Below are 20,775 nucleotides of genomic sequence, written 5' to 3'. Positions count from 1 at the left end.
ATTTGCACTCAAGGTTGCCGTTCGACTACTTATAGATCATCTAGGGCTGCGGCAACCCGACCGGCCGCCCACCGGCCAGCCAGGCCACCGCGTCCGCCTCGGCGAGCGGACGGGAGAACAGATAACCCTGCCCGTAGCCGCACCCCAGGTCTCCGAGGAGGTTCCGGTCGGCTACCGTCTCGATGCCCTCCGCCACCACCTGCAGACCGAGCGAGTGCGCCAACCGGATGATCCCGTCCACCAACGAGCGCTGCCGTTGCGAGAAGGCCATCTCCGCGGTGAACGAACGGTCGATCTTGAGCACGTCGATGGGCAGCTGACGCAGGTAGCTGAGCGAGGAGAACCCCGTACCGAAGTCGTCGATGGCCAACCGGACACCGAGCTCACGCAGCTGCGCCAGGTCCGACCAGACCTGGTCGTCGTTCTGCAGCAGCAGACTCTCGGTCAACTCCAGCATCACCGAGTTCGCCGGCAACCCGGCGGCGATCAACTCGCGACGGACCTTGCCGGTGAAGCCGGCGACCCGGAACTGCCGCGCGGAGACGTTGATGCTGACGTACGGGGCCTCACCCACCGGCAGAGCGGCCCGCCACTGGCTGACAGCGGCGAGCGCCCGGCCCAGCACCCAGTCGCCGATCGGCTCGATCAGCCCGGTCTCCTCGGCCACGTCGATGAACTGGTCCGGCCGCAGCAGTCCCAGGCTCGGGTGCCGCCACCGCAGCAACGCCTCCAGCCCGACGGCGTTGCCGCTGGCCAGCTCGATGATCGGCTGGTACACGACGGCGAAGTCGGACTCCGGCGCCGACCGCTCCAACGCGGTGCGCAGCTCCATCCGCCGGATCAGGCTCACGTGCAATGCCGGCTGGTACCGCCGCCAGCGGCCCTTGCCCGCACCCTTGGCGACGTAGAGGGCAAGATCCGCGTGCCGCAGCAACTCGTCGGTGCCCCCGGCGTCCGAGGTGGTCGCGACCCCGACGCTGACCGCGCCACCGACCATCCGCCCGGCGAGCCGGAACGGCTCGGCGAAGGCGGCGACCACCCGCTGCGCCGCCTGCTCCACCTCGGCCGGGTCAGTCGCGTCATCGACCAGCGCGGCGAACTCGTCGCCGCCGAGCCGGGCGGCCGCATCGGCCGACCCCAGCGTGGCCGCCAACCGGTTCGCCACGGCGACCAGCAGCTCGTCGCCGGCCTGATGGCCCATCGTGTCGTTGACGACCTTGAAATCGTCAAGATCGATGAACAGGACGCCGACCGCGAGTCCGCTGCGCTGGGCGCGGGCCACCGCCTGCTGCACCCGGTCGTGGAACAGCACCCGGTTCGCCAGCCCGGTCAACGAGTCGTGGAACGCCCGGTGCGTCAACTCCTGCTCCAGCCGACGTCGCTCGGTGACATCCCGCAGGGTGAGCACAAGACCGCGTACCGCCCGGTCCGACCGCAGGTCACGGCAGCTCACCTCGACCTGCACGGTGCTCCCGTCGGCGTGCCGCAGCCGCCAGTCCGGCCAGTCGTGCGGCTCGCCGGAGGAGCGGACCAGGGCCAGCCCTTCGAGCACCCGCCCGTGGTCCGGCGGATCGACCAGGTCGGTCAGCTGCCCGCCGTCCGGTGCCGGCCGACCGAGCACCGTCTGCACCGCCGGGCTGGCGTACCGGACCGCGTCGCCGTCGTCGACGATCAGGATGATGTCCACGCTGTTCTGCACCAGGGCGCGGAAGTACACCTCCGCGTCCCGCCGGTTGATCTCGTCACCCAGCCGGATCCGTTCCAATGCCATCGTGGCGTGACTGGCCAGCACCTCGATGGCGTCGCGCAACGCGTTGAGGACGCTGGTCTCGGCCGAGACCAGCAGCACCCCGGCCCGCGGGCCGAGCGCGTCGGGCCGCGGCCGTGCCGGCACCGGACCGGGCGGCCGCTGCTCCGGCAGCACCAACGGGCAGAGCAGCGCGAACGGAAAGGACCCGAGCTGGTGGGCCAGCATCGGCGTCAGAGCCGGCCGACGCAGCAGCCGGGTACGCCGTACCGCTGCGGTCGACGGCAGCAACGTGCCGGTCGCCGTCGCCGGCACCGACGGTCCCCAGACGCTGCTGGCCAGCGCCGGCACACCTCCGGTGCGGTTGAGTACCAGCACCAGACGGTGATCGACACCCTCCGGTACGATCCGGGCCAGCCCGGACCGTACCGCGTGATCCACCTGCGCGGCGTCGGCCGCCGAGACCAAGGCGGCGCACGCGTCCCGCAGCCCCTGCTCCCGGCGGACCGTCTGACGGTGCGCGGCGAGCACGTCGCCGAACCTGCTGAGCACCAGCGCGAAGACCACCGCCGAGGTGATTGCCAGCATCGCCCCGTCACGGATCCGCCCGGTCATCGCCTCGACCAGCAGGATCGACGGGGAGATCATGGTGGCCAGGATCAACAGCACCGCCCACGGCCGGCTGATCCTGCCCTGCTCGATCTCGACCGGCTCGGACAGCTGCGCCATCGACGGATGCAGCCCGGCCGCTCCCCAGGTGAGGTACGTCAGCAGCCAGCCGAGTTCGATCGGCCCGCCCGGCTGCCACTGCTCGCCGAGCGTCGTCAGTCCGTAGAGGATGTCACCGACGAGCATGCCGGCAGCGCCGACGAGCAGCAGCACCAGGGCCGGGGTCCGGGAATTCGTGGCCAGGAGACGAATCATCACGGCCAGAATCAACAGGTCCCCGAGGGCGTACGCGGCGAGCATCGACCGTTCGACCGGCTCCAGCCCGGGAGCGGTGATGTACGGACCGATGATGAAGATCCAGGCGAGCAGTACGGCGGTGCAGACAAACGTGAGGACGTCGAGCAGACGTGACCGGTCGCCGAGCATCCGGCTGCCCTGGGTCAACATGAACAGACCGACGGCGGTGAGGACGAATACCGTCAGATAGCACAGTTCACTGACGATTGTGCCGGGAGAAATCGCGTACGTGGTGTCGCCGGCAGCGAGCATCACCAACGCGGCAGCGAGACTCCACCACGCCGCGGCCCGTTTCGGCCGGTAGCGGCGGATACCGAAGACGATTCCACCAGCGCTCGTGAGCCCGAGCGCCGGCCACAGCACCGGATGCCAACCGGGGGCAAGAAGGATCCCGGCGGACAGCAGGATCATCACCGTGGCGTATCCACTGGTGAGCTTCCGGACCGACACGGGCCTCCCCTCAGGCCGGACGTCGACACGTGGCAACGCCTACAACTGACCCGTCGACGCCCGGACGATCCATTCACCGCCGGGCAAAACATCCACCGCTCGGTTTACCAGTCCGACAACGCGTTGGCCATACTTCTGCCGGGCAATGGTCGGCAACGATGAGACGTCGATCCGGATGGGGCAGTTCACCTGTCACGATGGACGCAGTACCGCCGGAGCAGAGATGGTGAATCGGGCCTCCACGACCGCCTGCACCGTCTGCACCTGCGGGTCGAGGTCGAGCTGTGGCGCGGGATCCGCCATCTCGGTCGCGGCGAACGCTCGGGGGGCGCCACGCAACATCACCGGCTGCGGCGCGGACATCCCGTGGTCGGCCAGTTCCACCAGGCCGGTCACCTCCGCGCCGAGCGCGTCGGCGTAGTCGCGCGCCCGGGTGATCGCCTCGGCGATCGCCGCCCGGCGGGCCTGGCCCAGCTCGGGACTGGTCGGCCGCAGCGACCACCACGGCCCGCTGACCTGGACCTGGTCCTGGCCGGCCAGCCGCATCATCAGCTCACCGAGCACAGTGAAGTCAACGACCGTGACGGTGGTGGTGACGCTGGCGTGGTAGGCGATCACCCGTTCCCCGGAGCGTCGCCACTCGGGCCGCACCAGCAGCGCGCCGGACTCCCGGCGCTCGATCGCCGGCCCGTACCCGTCGATCAGGGTGCGGACCGTGTCGCCCCGCTCGGCGAGCCGGGCCAGGGTGCCGGAGCGGTCCTTGCCCCGGGCGACGGCGGTCACCCCGAACCGGGCCAACTCGGGGGGGACCTCCCGGGTCACCTCTCCGCGCACCGCCACCACCGGAGCATCCATCCGGCCAGCCTAGTCGAGCCGGGCGACCGCCGCCGCCACCCGCTCGTCGGTGGCGGTCAATGCCACCCGTACATGGCGCTGCCCACCCGGGCCGTAGAAGGCACCCGGCGCGACCAGGATGCCGCGGGTGGCGAACCAGTCGGCGGTCGACCAGCTGTCCTCGTCCCGGCTGGCCCACAGGTAGAGACCGGCGGTCGAGTGGGAGATGGTGAACCCGGCCGTGGTGAGTGCCGCCCGGAGCCGGTCCCGGCGGGCCGCGTACCGCCGACGCTGGTCGGCGACATGCTGGTCGTCGAGGAGCGCGGCAACCATCGCCGCCTGTACCGGAGCCGGCACGATCATGCCGGCGTGTTTGCGCACCGCGAGCAGGTCACCGACGAGCCGCGGATCACCGGCGACGAACCCGGCCCGGTAGCCGGCCAGGTTGCTCCGTTTGGACAACGAGTGCACGGCGAGCAGGCCGGTCGGATCACCGCCGCAGACGTCGTCGCTGAGCACCGAGACCGGCTGCGCCTCGAAGCCGAGGGCCTGGTAGCACTCGTCGCTGGCCACCACCGCCCCGCGTTCACGCGCCCAGTCGACGACCTTGCGCAGATGCCCGCTCGGCAGCACCTGGCCGGTCGGGTTGCCCGGCGAGTTGACCCAGACCAGCCGGGCCCGACTGGATGGTCCGAGTGCGGTCAGCGAGTCGGTCCGTACCACCTCGGCCCCGGCGAGCCGGGCGCCCACCTCGTAGGTCGGGTAGCAGACGGACGGCACCACCACCACGTCACCGGGGCCGACCCCGAGCAGGGTGGGCAGCCAGGCGACCAGTTCCTTCGAACCGACCGTCGGGAGCACGCCGATCCGGTCGCCGACGGCGCCGCACTCGCGTACGAACCAGTCCCGGATGGCCTCGCGCAGTCGCGGGGTACCGGCCGTCATCGGATAACCCGGGGTGTCCGTGGTGGCGGCCAGCGCCTGCTGGACCACGGCCGGCACCGGATCAACCGGTGTACCGACCGAAAGGTCCACGATGCCGTCGGGGTGCCGGGCGGCACGCTCCTTGACCGGCACCAGCCGATCCCACGGAAAATCCGGCAGACCGGCGGCCGGTGACCCGCCGCCGGTCGGCGCGGACCGCCCAGTGGCCAAGCCCGCCCGCGCCCCGGTCAGTGCTCGTCCCCGCGCGCCGGCTGGGCCGCGACGAACGGGGTGTCCTTCTCGATCTTGCCGACCTTGGAAGCACCGCCCGGCGAGCCGAGATCTTCGAAGAACTCGTAGTTCGCGGTGGTGTACTCCTTCCACTGCTCCGGCACGTCGTCCTCGTAGAAGATCGCCTCCACCGGGCAGACCGGCTCACAGGCACCACAATCGACGCACTCATCGGGGTGGATGTACAGCATCCGGTTGCCCTCGTAGATGCAGTCGACCGGGCATTCCTCGATGCACGCCTTATCGAGCACATCGACGCACGGCTCGGCGATGATGTAGGTCACTGGCCTTCCTTCCCGCACGACATGCCGCGATCGCCCGCGGCACTGACGAGCCTAGTATCTCGCCGGGGAGGGGGTCGATCGTGCTCCGGCCACAAGATGTGGGACACCGCGTGGTAGTCCGGAAAATTATAGGTGTTGGCGGAGATCGTCCGCTCTATACCGACCTACTCGGCCTGCTGGCCGAGCTGACCGAGACCGAACTCACGGTGCTGACCCGCAACGGGCCGCGCCGGGTCGCACTCGCCGACGTGCACCGCAGCAAGCTGGTGCCGCCGACCGCCAGTCCGGCGGCCCGTCGGGCGGCGGACCGCGAATCCGCTGCCGTCGCCGAGCTGGAACGGGCCGCGAACCAGACCTGGGCGGCGCCGGTACAGCAGCGGCTCGGCGACTGGCTGCTGCGCGCCGCCGACGGCTGGACCGGCCGGGCGAACTCCGCGCTGCCGCTCGGCGACCCCGGCAGCCCCCTGCCGGCGGCGGTGGACGCGGTCACCGCCTGGTACGCCGAGCGTGGCCTGCCGGCACAGGTCAACGTGCCGTTGCCGGCCGCCGCCGAGGTCGCCAGCGAACTCGCCGGTCGGGGTTGGCGCAGCGGACCGCTGGTGCTGGTGCAGACCGTGCTGCTGGCCGACCTGCTGGCCGACGGTGCCGACGATCCACCCGGCGACGCGGCGACGGTACGGCTGGACCGCGCGCCGTCGCCGGAGTGGCTCGCCCTGGTCTCGGCCCGCAAATCGGCCGGTGACCCGCTGCCGGCCGCCGCCCACCGGCTGCTCACCGACGCACCGCAGGTGCGCTTCGCCCACCTGTACGTCGACGGCCGGCTCGTCGCCATCGCCCGGGGCGCTGTCGACGCCGACCATCGGTGGTGTCAGATCGCGCTGCTGGAGGTGCAGCCGGCGGCCCGGCGGCGCGGGCACGCCACCCGGGTGCTGCGGGCCGTCGGCCGGTGGGCCGTCGACGAACTGGCCGTGCCGGCCGCGTTTCTCCAGGTCGAACAGCACAACCCGGCGACCGCCCTGTACGCCCGGCTCGGCTTCACCACCCACCACGTGTATCTGCCGTGGCAGCCGGCGGTCAGCGACGGACCACCCGACGGGGCTTGTTGAGCTTGGTCTCGGCGTACCGTTCCAGCGACTTGGACCGGTGGTCCCAGCCCAGTGTGATCAGCACCAGATAACCGAGCAGCACCCCACCGATGGAGAAGCCGCCGTACAGCCACACCTGGGAGAAGAACGCGCCCGCCCCGGCCGAGAACGGATGGTCGCCGCTGACGAACGGCCCGACGAAGACGGTCAGCACCAGCGCCGCCAGAATCGCTGCCGCGACGTCACCGCTCCACCGCTCGACCGGCCGGTCCCGCCCCCAGACGAAGGCCACCGTGCCGAGCACGACGCCGATCACCACGAACATCACGAACGAGAGCCGGTCCTGCGTCTGCGCGTCGGTGTCGAACCCGAAGCGGACCACCAGCCGGGCCACCACATTGACCGCGAACAGCACCCCGGCGAGTACGCCGACCGGCAGCCAGCGCTGCCTCATCTTTACCTCCCGCACCCAGACCCGCACCGCGTCCACGGCACGCCGGACCGCGCGGGTGTGTCCTCCGGACCACAATTTTCGTACCGAGGATTGTAGGAGCCGACACCCGGTCGCGTCAGCCTCCGTCGCTGCGGCGGGCCGGCTGGGCCAGGATCATCCGGAACGCGAGTACGGCGAAGGCGATCGCCCCGGTGAAGATCACCGCGAAGCCCACCCAGTTGTCGCCGGCCAGCAGAATGTCTCCCTCGGTGGTGCCGCCAGCGGCCAGCACCATCACCGCGAACCAGGCCGCCGCCGGCAACGTCATCGCCCACCGGGCACCCACCGCGCGGATCGCGAACCAGCTCACCAGCACGTTGCCGGCGATCGCCAGCAGCACCGACACTCCGACCAGGTGCCCGCCGACCCGTACCGTGGCCAGCAGCAGCTCCAGAACCGCGGACAGCAGCGCCGCGACCACCGCGACCACCCCGCCGACCGTCCGCAGCCCCACATCCACCAGCTCACGCAGGCCGGTAGGGGCCGGAGCCGACGCCACCGGCGGCGTCGGCTCTACCGCCGACACCTGGCCGGAGACACCGGGCGAGGTCACGGCAGCGGCACCTCGGCGGCCGGCAGCCCGGCGAACAGGTCGGTCTCCCAGCCGCACGGGCCGTCGCCCGGACCCTGCCGGCCGGCGCCGAGGACGAAGTACTCGTAGCCCATGAACTCGCCGCCCACGTTGCCGGCGAGCGCGTACAGCCACGAGTCGTCCGGGATCTGGCTGGCGTGCGCCCGCATGGCGGCCTGCTTCGCCTGGTAGTGGGCGGTGCCGTCGATCCGCGCCGTGATCTGCGGATCGGGGGTGCCGAACGGCAGTTCGTCGACGTGTTCGACGCCGGCGAACGGGTTGTTCGACGCGCCCCGGAACGCGTCGATGCCGGCGGCGAGCACGCTCTTCGGCATCGCGGTGAAGTAGATCTTGTCAGGGGCGACACCCTCGGCGGCGGCCAGCTCGGCGGCGCGCATCGTCACCCGGTGGGCCTGAATGTGGTCGGGGTGACCGTAGAAGCCGTTGTCGTCGTAGGTGACCACCACCTGCGGCCGAGTCTCCCGCAGCACCTCGAGCAGCAACCCGGCGGCCTCGTCCAGATCGGCCTGCCAGAACGCCCGCCGGTGGTCGTTGGTCGGCAGGCCCATCATCCCGGAGTCCCGGTACCGGCCGGCACCGCCGAGGAACCGGTGGTCGGTCACTCCGAGCGCCGCACAGGCGGCGTCGAGCTCGGCGATCCGGTACCCGCCGAGCTGGTCGGCCTGATCAGGGGCCAGTCCGGCGAGGCGCGGCAGGTGGATCTCGCCTTCCTCGCCGAGAGTGCAGGTGACCAGGGTGACCTGCACCCCGGCGGCGGCGTACCGGGCCATCAGGGCACCGGTGCCGATCGTCTCGTCGTCCGGATGGGCATGAACCAGGAGAAGCCGTCGCGCGGCGGCGGGGTCGGTCACTCCGGCAACTTTACGCCGGATGGGCACCGGAGTGGATTACCGGTCTCATCGCTGATCAGCCGGTTCTACGATCCGAGAGTGGAATCTCCGGAGCCTGCCGCCCGTACCCGTGGACCCGTCCGGGGCGCCCCGCACGTGGTGACCGTGGGCGCCGACGGCGCCCGCGTGGTGTTCCTGCGCTCCACCGGCCCGCACGACCCGGCCGCCGGTCTCTGGTCGTTCGAGGTCGACAGCGGCGAGCACCGCCGGATCGCCGACCCGACAATCCTGCTCGGCACCGAACACGCCGCCGGCACCGGGAACACCGCCGGCGTCGGGATCACCCGGTACGCCACCGACCCGGCCGCCCGGGTCGCCGTCTTCGTCCTGGCCGGCCGACTGTTCCGGGCCGACCTGGTGACCGGCGACGTGATCGAGGTACCGGTGGTCGGCTCGGTCACCGATGCCCGGCCGGATCCGACCGGCAGCCGGATCGCGTACGTGTCGGACAGCGACGCGGACCCGGTCGGGCCGGCCGGCGCGACCGGCGGATCCGGCCGCGACGGATCGACCCATGACGGACTCAGCGGCAACGGGCCGGGCGGCGGCCCGGACCGCGACGGTGCCGGCAAGCTCCGGATCGTCCACCCGGACGGCCGTGACGTGCTGCTCGCCGGCGAGGACGGCGACATCACCTGGGCGCTGCCCGACCCGGCTGCGGCCGACTTCGGCCGGGACCGCGGCTACTGGTGGTCACCCGACGGCCAGAGCATCCTCGCCGCCCGGTCCGACCGGTCCCGGCTGCCCCGCTGGCAGTACGCCGATCCGGCGCGGCCCCAGCGGCGGGCCCGCAGCCGGCCGTACCCGATGTGCGGTGGTCCGAACGCCGAGGTGACCCTGCACCTGCTCGACCTCGACGGCGGCTGGGTCGACGTGCACTGGGACCGGGAAACCTACCCGTACCTGGTGTCGGTCGACTGGTCCGACGGCGGCCCACTGATCACCGTGCTGCGCCGGTTGCAGCAGCACGGTCTGGTGCTGTCCATCGACCCACGCACCGGCGAGACCCAGGTACACGCCGAGCTGGCCGACCCCCGGTGGGTGGAGCCGATCCCCGGCACTCCCTGCCACCTGTCCGACGGCCGGGTGCTGGTCGGCGGGGAACTCGCCCACGACGGGTACGACGCCCGCTGCCTGTTCGCCGACGGCACCCTGCTCACCCCGGCGGCGCTGTACGTACGCCGGGTGGTCGGCCGGCTGCCCGGTCGGCACACCAGCCCGGACCTGCTGATCGAGGCGAGTGACGGGGAACCCAGCGAACAGCACCTCTACCGGGTCCGCACCGCGGCCTCCTCGGGTGGTCTGGACGCGGTCCGGCTCACCAGCAGTCCCGGCTGGCATGTCGCCGCGGTCGGCGGTGCCGTACTGGCCGTCGGTTCGGCCACCCTGGACCAGCCCGGGGTGCGTTGGACGATCTACCGGGACGACGCCGAACTCGGCGTGCTGCGGAGCCTGGCGGCCACCCCGGCGGTGACTCCCCGGCCCACGCTGCAACGGGTAACCGACCGCCGGCTGCCGTCCGGTGTGCTGTACCCGCAGTCGCATGTCGCCGGCCGGCGGCTGCCGGTGCTGCTGCAGGTGCACGGCGGACCGGGCCACCAGCAGGTCCGGGCCGAGCGGGCGGGCTGGCTGGCCCGGCAATGGTGGGCCGACGCCGGCTTCGCCGTGGTCACCGTCGACAACCGGGGTACGCCGGGCATCGCGCCGAGTTTCGAGAAGGTGGTGCACCGGCGGCTGGCCGACGTGCTGCTCGCCGACCAGGTAGACGCGCTGACCTCGATCGCGGAGAAACATCCCGACCTCGACCTGGGCCGGGTGGCGGTGCGGGGCACCGGGTTCGGCGGCTGGCTGGCCGGGCTGGCCGCGCTGCGCCGTCCGGACGTGTTCCGGGCCGCCGTGGCGCGCGACCCGGTCACCGACTGGGCGTTGCTGCGCAGCGGGTACGCCGAACGGTTCCTCGGCCTGCCCGAGGAGGGCGGCGAGATCTATCCGCACCACAGCCTGGTGGAGATCGCCGCCGAACCGGTGACCGGCAGCGACGAGCTCCGCCCGCTGCTGCTGGTGCACGGGCTGGCCGACGGCGCCGTGCCGGTGGCGCACACCCTACGGTTGTCCGCCGCGTTGCTGGCCGCCGGCCGACCGCACGCGGTGCTGCCGTTGGCCGCCGGCACCGACCCGGACGCGGCCACCGTGCTGCGCGCCGAACTCGCCTTCGTCCGGCAAGCGTTGGGACCGCTCGGCTGAGCGGCCGCCGGCGGGCGTCGGGATCGCCCGGCCGAGCCGATGTCGCATAAGGTCACAGGGTGACCCAGTTCGAGGTGGCGACGGCCGCCGTGCAGGCGGCACTCGACGCCGGCGCCCGGTACGCCGACGCGCGGGTGATGCACCGCCGTTATGAGTCAATGACCGCACGCAACGGTGAGATCGAGGCGCTGGTTCAGCACAGCGACGCCGGTCTCGGCGTCCGCGCACTGGTCGGTTCCAGTTGGGGCTTCTACGCCGTACCGGATCCGTCGCCGGCGGCGGCGCGGGCCGCCGGTGGTCGGGCGGCGAAGATCGCCGCGGCCAGCGCCCAGGTGCCAGGGCCGCCGATCGACCTGGTGCCGGCCGGGGCCGGCACCGCGAGCTGGGCCAGCCCGTGCCGGGTCGACCCGTTGTCGGTGCCGCTGCCGGACAAGGGCGATCTGCTGGTGTCGGCGACCCGCACGATGCTCGACCACGGCGCCGACCTGACCGAAGGGCTGTACCAGATCTGGGACACCGAAAAGTGGTTCGTCTCCAGCGAGGGGCACCGGATCGACCAGCGGATCCGCGAGTGCGGTGCGGGGCTGTCCGCGACGGTGATCGGTGACGGGGAGACCCAGCGCCGTTCCTATCCGAGCCACCGCGGCCAGTACGGCACCAGCGGCTGGGAGCTGGTCAACGACCTGGACCTGCCGGCGCACGCCGCGCGGATCGCCGAGGAGGCACGGGCGCTGCTCACCGCGCCGGCCTGCCCGGCCGGGGAGACCACACTGATCCTCGGTGGGGAGCAGATGGCGTTGCAGATCCACGAGTCGGTCGGGCACGCCATCGAACTGGACCGGATCCTCGGCTGGGAAGCCGCCTTCGCCGGCACGTCCTGGCTGGACCTGGCCCAACTCGGCAGCCTGCGGTACGGATCCGAGCTGATGAACGTGACGATCGACCCGACCATCCCGGGCGCGTTGGGCAGTTTCGGGTTCGACGACGAGGGCAGCCCGGCGGTCAAGCGGGACGCGGTCCGGCAGGGCCGGTGGGTCGGCGTACTGGCCGGGCGGGACTCGGCCGCCGTCGCCGGCCTGGACCACGGCGGCAGCGTACGGGCGGACGGCTGGTCGCGGCTGCCGATGGTCCGGATGACCAACGTCGGGCTGGAGCCGGGGCCGCACACGTTGGACGAGATGATCGCGGCGACCGACCACGGGGTGCTGATGGACATCAACCGGTCCTGGTCGATCGACGACAAGCGGCTCAACTTCCAGTTCGGCTGTGAGATCGGCTGGGAGATCCGCAACGGCAAGTTGGGGCGGATGCTGCGCAACCCGACGTACACCGGAATCGGCCCGGTGTTCTGGCGGTCGATGGACATGTTGTCGTCGGAGAGCGTCGCCTGGGGGACGCCGAACTGCGGCAAGGGCCAGCCCGGTCAGGTCGGGCACACCGGGCATCCGGCGGCGCCGGCCCGGTTCACCAACGTCCGGGTGGGGGTACTCGGGTGAGTCTGGACGCGGGGCTGACGGGCGCGGCGACGTCGCCCGCCGAGACCGATCTGGCCCTCCGGGTGGTGGCAGCGGTCCGCCGGGCCGCCGGGCCGGGCGCTCAGGCCGAGGCGTACGTCAGCCACCGGGCGCTGGCGCTGACCCGGTTCGCCAACTCGTTCATCCACCAGAACGTCGCCGAGGCAGTCACCACAGTGTGGCTGCGGCTGCACGTCGACGGCCGGACCGCGATCGGTTCGACCACGCTGACCGGCCCGGACGGGTTGGCCGACCTGGTCGAGCGCACCTTGGCGGCGGCCCGGCTCTGCCCGCCGGATCCGTCCTGGCCGGGGCTCGCCGGACCGGCGCCGCTGCTCGCGGCCGGTTCGTGGGACGAGGCGACCGCGCAGGCCGGTCCGGCGGAGCGGGCGGCCCGGGTGCGGGACTTCGTCGCGGCAGCCGGCGGTCTGGAATGCGCCGGGTTCTGCCGGACCGTGCACCGGTCGACGGGGTTCGCCAACAGCGCCGGGCAGACCGCCGGTGGCCGGGCGGCGGAGGCCGCGATGGACGGGATCGCCCGGACCGACGGCGCCGACGGGGTGGCCCGGCAGGCGGCCGACCGGCTAACCGAGATCGACGGCGCGGCGCTGGGTGCCCGAGCCGCGGTGAAGGCTCGGGCCGGCCGGCACCCGGTCGATCTGCCGCCGGGGCGCTACCCGGTGGTGCTCGAACCGACCGCGGTGCTGGATCTGTTGCAGATGCTGGCCCGGCACGGCTTCGCCGGCAAGGCGCACCATGAGCGGCGGTCGTTCGTCCGGCTCGGTGAGGCCCAGTTCGACCCGGCCATCTCGCTGGTCGACGACCCGGCCACCGGTGGCGGGCTGCCGTTCGACGCCGAGGGCACCCCGACCGGCCGTACGGTGCTGGTGGACGGCGGCCGATCAACGGCGCTCACTCACGACCGACGGACCGCGGCGGCGGCCGGCACCGCTTCGACCGGACACGCGGCACCGGGCAACGTCCCGTGGGGGCCGGTGGGTCAGCATCTGCGGCTGCTCCCGGCCGATGGCTGGCAGTCGGCCAGCGGCGACGGGCCGGCGGCTGGGGGCAGTGCGGCGCTGCTCGGCGGTGTGCAGCGCGGTCTGCTGGTCACCGATCTGTGGTACACCCGGATTCTCGATCCACGCAGCCTGGTGGTGACCGGCCTGACCCGTAACGGTGCGTGGCTCGTCGAGTCCGGTGAGATCGTGGCGGCGGTCCGCAGTCTGCGGTTCACCCAGTCGTATCCGCAGGCGCTCGCGCCCGGTGCGGTGCTGGGCCTGGGCTCGGAGTTGAGCCGGCTGCCGGACAGTTGGGACGACACCTCCTGGCACGCGCCGGCCCTGCACCTGGCGGACTGGCAGATCACCGGCGGCGCCGCCGGCTGACCCCGGCGAAACCTGCGAGATTGACGACGCTAGGCGGATTGCTTAGGTTAGCCATACCTCACTAACTCTGGGGTCCGCGATGGGCGGTGCGGGCTGGTCGACCGCACCGCCCGTCACCCCTGACGACGCGTTCGCTGTCAATCTGTGACCGACGCCGCTCGGGATCCAGTGAGCTTCTGCACATCCACCGCCCTAGCGGCGGGCCGGGCTTTCGTAACCGACGCGATACCGGCAAGACTCCCTTGCGCATACGGCCGCCGGTACTGGGCGTAACGTGTGCACCGGACCAGCGCCCGCCGATGCGTGTGGTGCGGGTTCCGGAGCACGCGGTCGCACGGCATCTGGGCTCTGCCCTGCTACGCCACAGACCGGCCGAAGATATCCGGGTCCGCCCTTGCACGGGTCGGGCCCCGTCAGGGAGACAGGATGACGACTACGGCAACGATGCCGGGGCAGGCGCGGGCGCGCGCCGCCATCGCGGCGAAGACGTTGCGCACCGACCGGTGGTGGCTACCCCCGCTGATCACCGTGATCGGACTCGGTGCCTGGGTCACCTACGCCACCGTCCGGGTATTCATGCACGACTTCTACTGGGTCCAGGAGCACCACTACCTCACCCCGTTCTACTCACCGTGCGTCACCGAGCGCTGCGTACCGGAGGCGGCGCACTTCGGCCGGTTCCTACCCGGCTGGTGGATCATCCCGGACGCGGCGCTGACCCTGCCGTTCCTGCTGCTGTTCCGGCTGACCTGCTACTACTACCGCAAGGCCTACTACCGGGCGTTCTGGCTGAGCCCGCCGGCCTGCGCGGTGCCGGACGGCCACCAGCGCTACACCGGCGAGACCCGCTTCCCGCTGGTCTTCCAGAACGTGCACCGCTACGCCTTCTACGCCGCCGCGATCATCTCGCTGATCAACACCTGGGACGCGGTCCTCGCCTTCGACGGCGAGAACGGCTTCGGTGTCGGCCTGGGCAACGTCATCCTGCTCGGCAACGTGATCATGCTGTGGGCGTACACGCTGTCCTGCCACTCCTGCCGGCACATCGCCGGTGGCCGGCTGAAGCACTTCTCCAAGCACCCGGTGCGCTACCGGATCTGGACGTTCATCTCCAAGCTCAACGTCCGGCACATGCAGTTGGCCTGGATCACCCTCGGCACGCTCGCGCTGACCGACTTCTACGTGATGGCGCTGTCCGCCGGCTGGTTCGGCGACCTGCGGTTCTTCAACTAAGGGCTTGGACGATATGACTACCCGAATCGAACGACACCACTACGACGTCGTGGTCATCGGCGCCGGCGGCGCCGGGCTGCGGGCGGCGATCGAGGCCCGGCTGGCCGGCAAACGTACCGCGATCATCTCCAAGTCGCTGTTCGGCAAGGCGCACACGGTGATGGCCGAGGGCGGCGCGGCGGCGGCCATGGGCAACGTGAACAGCCGCGACAGCTGGCAGGTGCACTTTCGCGACACCATGCGCGGCGGCAAGTTCCTCAACAACTTCCGGATGGCCGAACTGCACGCCAAGGAGGCACCGCAGCGGATCTGGGAGCTGGAGACGTACGGCGCGCTGTTCGACCGTACGAAGGACGGCAAGATCTCGCAGCGCAACTTCGGCGGTCACGAGTACCCGCGACTGGCCCACGTCGGTGACCGCACCGGCCTGGAGCTGATCCGTACCCTGCAGCAGAAGATCGTCTCGCTGCAGCAGGAGGACAAGCGGGAGTACGGCGTCCACGACGCCCGGATCAAGGTCTTCGCCGAGACCACCATCACCGAGCTGATGCTGGAGGACGGGCCGGACGGCCCCCGGGTCGCCGGCGCCTTCGGCTACTACCGGGAGAGCGGCGAGTTCGTGCTCTTCGAGGCGCCGGCGGTGGTGCTGGCCACCGGCGGGGTCGGCAAGTCGTACAAGGTCACCTCCAACTCCTGGGAGTACACCGGCGACGGGCACGCGCTGGCCCTGCGGGCCGGCGCCACTCTGATCAACATGGAGTTCCTGCAGTTCCACCCGACCGGCATGGTCTGGCCGCCGTCGGTCAAGGGCATCCTGGTCACCGAGTCGGTCCGGGGCGACGGCGGCGTGCTGCGCAACACCGACGGCAAGCGGTTCATGTTCGACTACGTTCCCGACGTGTTTCGCAAGCAGTACGCGGAGACCGAGGAGGAGGCGGACCGCTGGTACACCGACCCGGACAACAACCGGCGTCCGCCGGAGCTGCTGCCCCGTGACGAGGTCGCCCGCGCGATCAACAGCGAGGTCAAGGCCGGTCGTGGTACGGAGTCCGGCGGCGTACTGCTGGACATCGCCAGCCGGCTCCCGGCCGAGGAGATCCGTCGCCGGCTGCCGTCGATGTACCACCAGTTCAAGGAGCTGGCCGACGTCGACATCACCAAGCAGCCGATGGAGGTCGGGCCGACCTGCCACTACGTGATGGGTGGTGTCGAGGTCGACCCGGACACCGCCGCAGCGGCCGGCCGGATCAGCGGCCTGTTCGCCGCCGGTGAGGTCTCCGGCGGCATGCACGGCTCCAACCGCCTCGGCGGCAACTCCCTGTCCGACCTGCTGGTCTTCGGCAAGCGGGCCGGTGAACACGCGGCCGCGTACGTCGGCGGGCTGGACCGGCGGCCGAAGGTCTCGGCCGACGAGGTGGAGCAGGCGGTGGACCAGGCGCTGGCGCCGCTGTCGCGCGACACCGGGGAGAACCCGTACACCCTGCAGCAGGACCTGCAGGCGGTGATGGGCGACCTGGTCGGCATCATCCGGCGCGAAGGTGAACTGGCGGATTCGCTGGTCAGGCTGGCCGAGCTGCGCGAGCGCGTGGTCAAGGTCAGCGCCGCCGGCGGCCGGCGTTACAACCCGGGTTGGCACCTGGCGCTGGACCTGCGCAACATGCTGGTGGTGTCGGAGTGCACCGCCAAGGCCGCGCTGGAGCGCACCGAGTCCCGCGGCGGGCACACCCGCGAGGACCACCCGACCATGGCCCCGACGTGGCGCACGGTCAACCTGGTCTGCTCGCTGGACGGTGACACGGTCAAGCTGGAGCCCAAGCCGCTGCCGAAGATGCGCCCGGAGCTGATCAAGCTCTTCGACCGGGCGGAGCTGGCCAAGTATCTGACCGACGAGGAGTTGGCGGAGTTCGACGCGCTGGCGCAGGACGCGCTCGCTGAGGAGGCGGACAACTGATGGGCACCAAGCGCCACTTCAGGGTGTGGCGGGGCGACGAGACCGGCGGCGACCTGCAGGACTACCAGGTGGAGGTGAACGAGGGCGAGGTTGTCCTCGACGTCATCCACCGGCTGCAGGCCACCGAGGCTCCGGATCTGGCCTGCCGGTGGAACTGCAAGGCCGGCAAGTGCGGCTCCTGCTCCATGGAGATCAACGGCATGCCGAAGCTGGGCTGCATGACGCGGATGTCGACGTTCGAGGAGAACGAGACGATCAGCGTCAGCCCGCTGCGGACCTTCCCGGTGATCCGCGACCTGGTCACCGACGTCTCGTTCAACTACCAGAAGTCGTTGGAGACGCCGGCGTTCAGCCCGCCGGAGGACCTTGCCCCCGGCGAGTACCGGATGCAGCAGGTCGACGTGGAACGTTCGCAGGAGTTCCGCAAGTGCATCGAATGCTTCCTCTGCCAGAACACCTGCCACGTGGTACGTGACCACGAGGACAACAAGACCGCGTTCTCCGGTCCCCGGGTGTTCATCCGCGCCGCCGAGCTGGACATGCATCCGCTGGACACCAGGACCGACCGCAAGCAGTACGCGCAGGCGCAGCAGGGGCTGGGCTACTGCAACATCACCAAGTGCTGTACCGAGGTCTGCCCCGAGCACATCAAGATCACCGACAACGCGATCATCCCGATGAAGGAACGCGTCGTCGACCGGCGGTACGATCCCCTCGTGTGGCTCGGCAGCAAGATCTTCCGGCGGGGACAGAACGGCACGGCGGCGAGTGGACCGGCGCTCGGCGAGTCCGGCCTGGACCAGCCGGCCGCCACGACCGCCGGGCTACCGGCGGACGGCGACCACAGCGCGGCGGCCGACGCCGAGCGCGGGGTCAACTGGCACCGCCAGGTGCCCCGCCCGCAGGCGGCGGCGGTGGACGAGAAGGGCCACCTGCCGATCAGCGAGCTGGCGTTCGACAAGCCGGCCGCGCCGTCGCCGTTCGGCGAGGACGTCACTTTCCCACTGCCGGACAAGTCGCTCAACTACCACCACCCGGACCAGGACCGCTGAGCCGGTCTCACCCGGACCAGGACCGCTGACCGCCCCTCCCGGTGCTTCGTGCGCCGGGAGGGGCGGTTTTCTCGGATTGCCGGCTGCGCTACCAGGGTTGCCGGCCAGCCATTGACGGTCGTAACATCCTCGGCGGAGCCGGGAACGGACCTTGTCCACCGTTTCCGTCGTGGGGCGGCGTCGGGCCGCCGGACCCACGGCACCAGCCTGTACTGCGGGCTGCTCGCCGAAGGACTCCCCCACCATGATCCCGCTCCGCCTCCGGCGCCACCGCCTGCCCGCACTCGTCGTCGCCGCCCTCGTCGTCGCCGGCGTGACCGTCGTCTGGCTGGCACCGGACGCCGACGCCAGCGAACTCTGCGGGCGGGCCGACACGATCGACATCACCGACAAGCGGTACGTGGTGATGAACAACATCTGGGGTGCGGACACCCCGCAGTGCCTGACCGTCGACGCGGCCGGCCAGTTCGAGGTGACCCACACCGAGCACGACAAGCGGGACGGCTCCGCCGTCGCCTACCCGACCATCTACCAGGGCTGCCACTGGGGCAACTGCACCGTCGGCAGCGGCCTGCCGATCAAGGTACGGCAGTTGCGCTCCGCCCGGTCCGACTGGACGATCGACACCCAGGACGCCACCGGCCGCTGGAACGCCACGTACGACCTGTGGTTCCACACCGACGCCAACGCCCACCGCTCCCCCGACGGCGCCGAACTGATGGTCTGGCTGGACCGGGCCGGTGGGGCCGAGCCGGCCGGGACGCTGGTGGCGCGGGGAGTGCCCCTGGCCGGGGCGACCTGGGACGTCTACTACGCCGACTGGCACTGGAACTACGTGGCGTACGTGCGTACCACGCCGGTCGACGAGGTACGGGACCTGGAGTTGGCGGCGTTCACCCGGGACGCGGTGGGCCGCGGCTACCTCGACCGGGACTGGTACCTCAGCGGGGTCGAGGCGGGTTTCGAGATCTGGCACGGCGGTGCCGGGCTCACCTCCCGGGCGTTCCAGGTCGCGATCAACCTCTGATCGTCGGTCGCGCCGTCGGTCATCGAGCCGAGAGGGAGAGTGTCGCGCCGATGTGGCCGTCGTTCTCGACCGACTCCGCCAGGAGCCAGGCGACCTGCGTACGAGCCACTTTCATGCTGCGGGTCGCACCGGTGGTCGAGACGAACGGCGGCTCGGCCGGGTCGTCGTCGGTGAGGTTCACCGGTTGAACTGCGGTCCAGTCCAGGCCACTGGACCGCACGATCCGCTCCTGCCTCTCGGTGTCGACGATCTGCGGTCGTAGGAGGACCCAGAAGACCAGACGCTGGAGCATGGGCAGGTGCGTCCGGGTGGGTCCGACGCCGTACGACGTCTGCACCACCAACCGGCGTACGCCGTGACGACGCATCGCCTCGACAACGACACCGGTCCCCCGGGAACGGACATCCAGCGGCGTGTGCGCCGGACCACGCAGCCTGACCCCCACCGGGTTCTCGCTGATGCCCAGCGTGACGATCACCGCATCCTGACCACGCACTGCCTTGTCGACGTCACCAGGGTCGGTGGCGTCGCCATTCACCCCGCGCAGCAAGCCGCCATCGACCTGCCCGGCCACCGTCGTCGCGTTCCGCGAGAACGCGGTGACCTCATGGCCCCGGTGGCCGAGTTCCCGCACCGTGGCACGGCCGGACCCACCGGATGCACCGACCACCAGTACCTTCATCGCTGCTCCCCCTGTCGTCGTTGCCGCCAGTGCGCGGCTCCCCATCGACAAAATCAGTTCCGGGTCGGCGAGGATATGATCGGGAAACGCGAAAGTATGCTCGATCGTCCAGGAATCGCGATGGTGAAACTCGAGGTCGATGCGCCGTGGGTGTCGGTGGACCCGGTCGGGGAAGCACTGCACCTGCTGCGGATGACCGGGATCTTCTACTGCCGCACCGAGGTCAGCGCCCCATGGGCGCTGGAGATGCCGCCGTTCGGCGATTGTCTGAGTGTCCATGTCGTGACGTCCGGTGGCTGCTGGCTACGTGTCGGGGACGCGCCACCACTGCAGTTGAGCGCCGGCGACCTCGCGCTCGTGCCGCATGGCCGTGGGCATCTGCTGATGAGCAGCCCACAGACCGGACAGGCCGGAAAGGCCGGACGGGTCGACCTGCTACCGCAGGAACATCTCAACGCGCACTACTCGATACTCCGTCACGGTGGCGGCGGCGAGACGTCCACACTGGTCTGCGCAGTGGTGTCGTTCGACGGGCCGGCCGCTCACCAACTCGTACGACTGCTGCCACCGGTCATCCATGCGGCCGGATCAGACCGGCGTACCAGCGGCTGGATCGGTGCCACCCTCGCGCTGCTGACCAGTGAGGTGTCGGACCTTCGCCCGGGCGGGGAAGCCGTCACCACCAGACTCGCTGACATCCTGGTGATCCAGGCAATCAGGTCATGGATCGACAGCGACGACCCGCAAGCGCGAGCCGGATGGCTCGGCGCGCTGTCAGACCCACTGATCGGGCGGGCCATCGCGGCGATCCACCGCGAACCCAGCCGTACCTGGACCGTCGCCTCGCTGGCGCGCGTAGCCGCGATGTCGCGGTCGTCGTTCGCAGCCCGGTTCACCCGACTCGTCGGTGAACCGGCACTCCAGTACGTCACCCGGTGGCGGATGCACGTCGCGCTCGCGAGGCTCGAACAGGGCCAGACGACGGTTCGCGAACTGGCCGGCCAGTCCGGCTACGGATCGGAAGCCGCGTTCAGCCGGGCGTTCAAACGCATGATCGGAGTCGCTCCCGGCTCGGTCCGCGGTAGTCGCGACCCGAGTGCCGGCCCGCACTGAAATCACAGCACCCGG

The 20,775-nt window shown here is 71.0% G+C and carries 17 protein-coding genes; 9 read left to right on the top strand and 8 right to left on the bottom strand.

Annotated elements, in window-relative coordinates; genetic code table 11:
- Positions 1-40: 40 nt before the first annotated feature.
- From O7553_RS03105 to fdxA, 4 genes are all read right to left on the bottom strand, one after another.
- Positions 41-3,163 carry an EAL domain-containing protein gene (locus O7553_RS03105; RefSeq protein WP_281553377.1) on the bottom strand — a complete coding sequence of 1,041 codons (3,123 nt, stop codon included), beginning with the start codon at positions 3,161-3,163 and terminating at the stop codon, positions 41-43.
- A gap of 192 nt (positions 3,164-3,355) precedes the next feature.
- A complete protein-coding gene (locus tag O7553_RS03100; RefSeq protein ID WP_281553376.1) occupies positions 3,356-4,018 on the bottom strand; it encodes an SIMPL domain-containing protein in 663 nt (220 codons plus the stop codon).
- A gap of 9 nt (positions 4,019-4,027) precedes the next feature.
- Entirely contained in the window at positions 4,028-5,101 is a 1,074-nt protein-coding gene (gene dapC, locus O7553_RS03095; protein ID WP_281555443.1) for a succinyldiaminopimelate transaminase, read from the bottom strand.
- Between the two features lie 68 nt (positions 5,102-5,169).
- Positions 5,170-5,496: a ferredoxin gene (fdxA, locus tag O7553_RS03090; protein ID WP_281553375.1), complete on the bottom strand. Its 327-nt coding sequence runs from the start codon at positions 5,494-5,496 to the stop codon at positions 5,170-5,172.
- A gap of 80 nt (positions 5,497-5,576) precedes the next feature.
- On the opposite strand from fdxA, the gene O7553_RS03085 reads away from it, so the two are divergent.
- On the top strand, positions 5,577-6,602 hold the full coding sequence (locus O7553_RS03085) for a GNAT family N-acetyltransferase (protein ID WP_281553374.1): 1,026 nt from the start codon (positions 5,577-5,579) through the stop codon (positions 6,600-6,602).
- On the opposite strand, the gene O7553_RS03080 is transcribed toward O7553_RS03085, so the two are convergent.
- From O7553_RS03080 to mshB, 3 genes are all read right to left on the bottom strand, one after another.
- Entirely contained in the window at positions 6,571-7,035 is a 465-nt protein-coding gene (locus tag O7553_RS03080; RefSeq protein WP_281553373.1) for a hypothetical protein, read from the bottom strand. The genes O7553_RS03085 and O7553_RS03080 overlap by 32 nt on opposite strands.
- A 115-nt stretch (positions 7,036-7,150) precedes the next feature.
- On the bottom strand, positions 7,151-7,627 hold the full coding sequence (locus O7553_RS03075; protein WP_281553372.1) for a hypothetical protein: 477 nt from the start codon (positions 7,625-7,627) through the stop codon (positions 7,151-7,153).
- Entirely contained in the window at positions 7,624-8,517 is an 894-nt protein-coding gene (gene mshB, locus O7553_RS03070) for an N-acetyl-1-D-myo-inositol-2-amino-2-deoxy-alpha-D-glucopyranoside deacetylase (protein WP_281553371.1), read from the bottom strand. Before mshB ends, O7553_RS03075 begins: the two co-directional genes overlap by 4 nt.
- Before the next feature lie 78 nt (positions 8,518-8,595).
- Here mshB and O7553_RS03065 point away from each other — a divergent pair, with 78 nt between their 5' ends.
- The 7 genes from O7553_RS03065 (at position 8,596) to O7553_RS03035 (ending at position 18,965) form a co-directional block, all read left to right on the top strand.
- The gene (locus O7553_RS03065) at positions 8,596-10,800 is read left to right on the top strand and encodes a prolyl oligopeptidase family serine peptidase (protein WP_281553370.1); all 2,205 of its coding nucleotides are present in this window, start codon (positions 8,596-8,598) and stop codon (positions 10,798-10,800) included.
- A 59-nt stretch (positions 10,801-10,859) separates the two neighbouring features.
- Entirely contained in the window at positions 10,860-12,296 is a 1,437-nt protein-coding gene (locus tag O7553_RS03060) for a TldD/PmbA family protein (protein WP_281553369.1), read from the top strand.
- A 14-nt stretch (positions 12,297-12,310) separates the two neighbouring features.
- Positions 12,311-13,702, top strand: coding sequence for a metallopeptidase TldD-related protein (locus O7553_RS03055; RefSeq protein WP_281555442.1), 1,392 nt, complete (start codon positions 12,311-12,313; stop codon positions 13,700-13,702).
- A gap of 426 nt (positions 13,703-14,128) precedes the next feature.
- Entirely contained in the window at positions 14,129-14,935 is an 807-nt protein-coding gene (locus O7553_RS03050; RefSeq protein WP_281553368.1) for a hypothetical protein, read from the top strand.
- 13 nt (positions 14,936-14,948) lie between these two features.
- The gene (locus O7553_RS03045; protein ID WP_281553367.1) at positions 14,949-16,886 is read left to right on the top strand and encodes a fumarate reductase/succinate dehydrogenase flavoprotein subunit; all 1,938 of its coding nucleotides are present in this window, start codon (positions 14,949-14,951) and stop codon (positions 16,884-16,886) included.
- Complete coding sequence (locus O7553_RS03040; protein WP_281553366.1) at positions 16,886-17,938, top strand: succinate dehydrogenase/fumarate reductase iron-sulfur subunit; 1,053 nt, start codon at positions 16,886-16,888, stop codon at positions 17,936-17,938. Before O7553_RS03045 ends, O7553_RS03040 begins: the two co-directional genes overlap by 1 nt.
- A 244-nt stretch (positions 17,939-18,182) precedes the next feature.
- Complete coding sequence (locus O7553_RS03035; protein ID WP_281553365.1) at positions 18,183-18,965, top strand: hypothetical protein; 783 nt, start codon at positions 18,183-18,185, stop codon at positions 18,963-18,965.
- Positions 18,966-18,984: 19 nt separating this feature from the next.
- Here O7553_RS03035 and O7553_RS03030 read toward each other — a convergent pair whose 3' ends face one another.
- On the bottom strand, positions 18,985-19,830 hold the full coding sequence (locus O7553_RS03030) for an NAD(P)-binding oxidoreductase (RefSeq protein ID WP_281553364.1): 846 nt from the start codon (positions 19,828-19,830) through the stop codon (positions 18,985-18,987).
- Between O7553_RS03030 and O7553_RS03025 the strand changes: the two genes are divergently transcribed.
- Positions 19,768-20,760 (top strand): AraC family transcriptional regulator, encoded by a 993-nt coding sequence (locus tag O7553_RS03025; RefSeq protein WP_281553363.1) that lies wholly within the window; start codon positions 19,768-19,770, stop codon positions 20,758-20,760. The genes O7553_RS03030 and O7553_RS03025 overlap by 63 nt on opposite strands.
- Positions 20,761-20,775 lie beyond the last annotated feature (15 nt).

This window comes from Solwaraspora sp. WMMA2059, from assembly GCF_027497315.1.
In the GTDB taxonomy this organism is placed as follows: Bacteria; Actinomycetota; Actinomycetes; order Mycobacteriales; family Micromonosporaceae; genus Micromonospora_E.
Note: the sequence above shows the minus strand (reverse complement) of the source record. Positions and strands in the feature narration are given on the sequence as shown.

Coding starts and splice junctions, on each gene's coding strand:
- O7553_RS03080 (WP_281553373.1), bottom strand. CDS start 7,035: ATGAGGCAGCGCTGGCTGCCGGTCGGCGTACTCGCCGGGGTGCTGTTC.
- O7553_RS03045 (WP_281553367.1), top strand. CDS start 14,949: ATGACTACCCGAATCGAACGACACCACTACGACGTCGTGGTCATCGGC.
- O7553_RS03025 (WP_281553363.1), top strand. CDS start 19,768: ATGGTGAAACTCGAGGTCGATGCGCCGTGGGTGTCGGTGGACCCGGTC.
- O7553_RS03035 (WP_281553365.1), top strand. CDS start 18,183: ATGATCCCGCTCCGCCTCCGGCGCCACCGCCTGCCCGCACTCGTCGTC.
- O7553_RS03100 (WP_281553376.1), bottom strand. CDS start 4,018: ATGGATGCTCCGGTGGTGGCGGTGCGCGGAGAGGTGACCCGGGAGGTC.
- O7553_RS03050 (WP_281553368.1), top strand. CDS start 14,129: ATGACGACTACGGCAACGATGCCGGGGCAGGCGCGGGCGCGCGCCGCC.
- O7553_RS03040 (WP_281553366.1), top strand. CDS start 16,886: ATGGGCACCAAGCGCCACTTCAGGGTGTGGCGGGGCGACGAGACCGGC.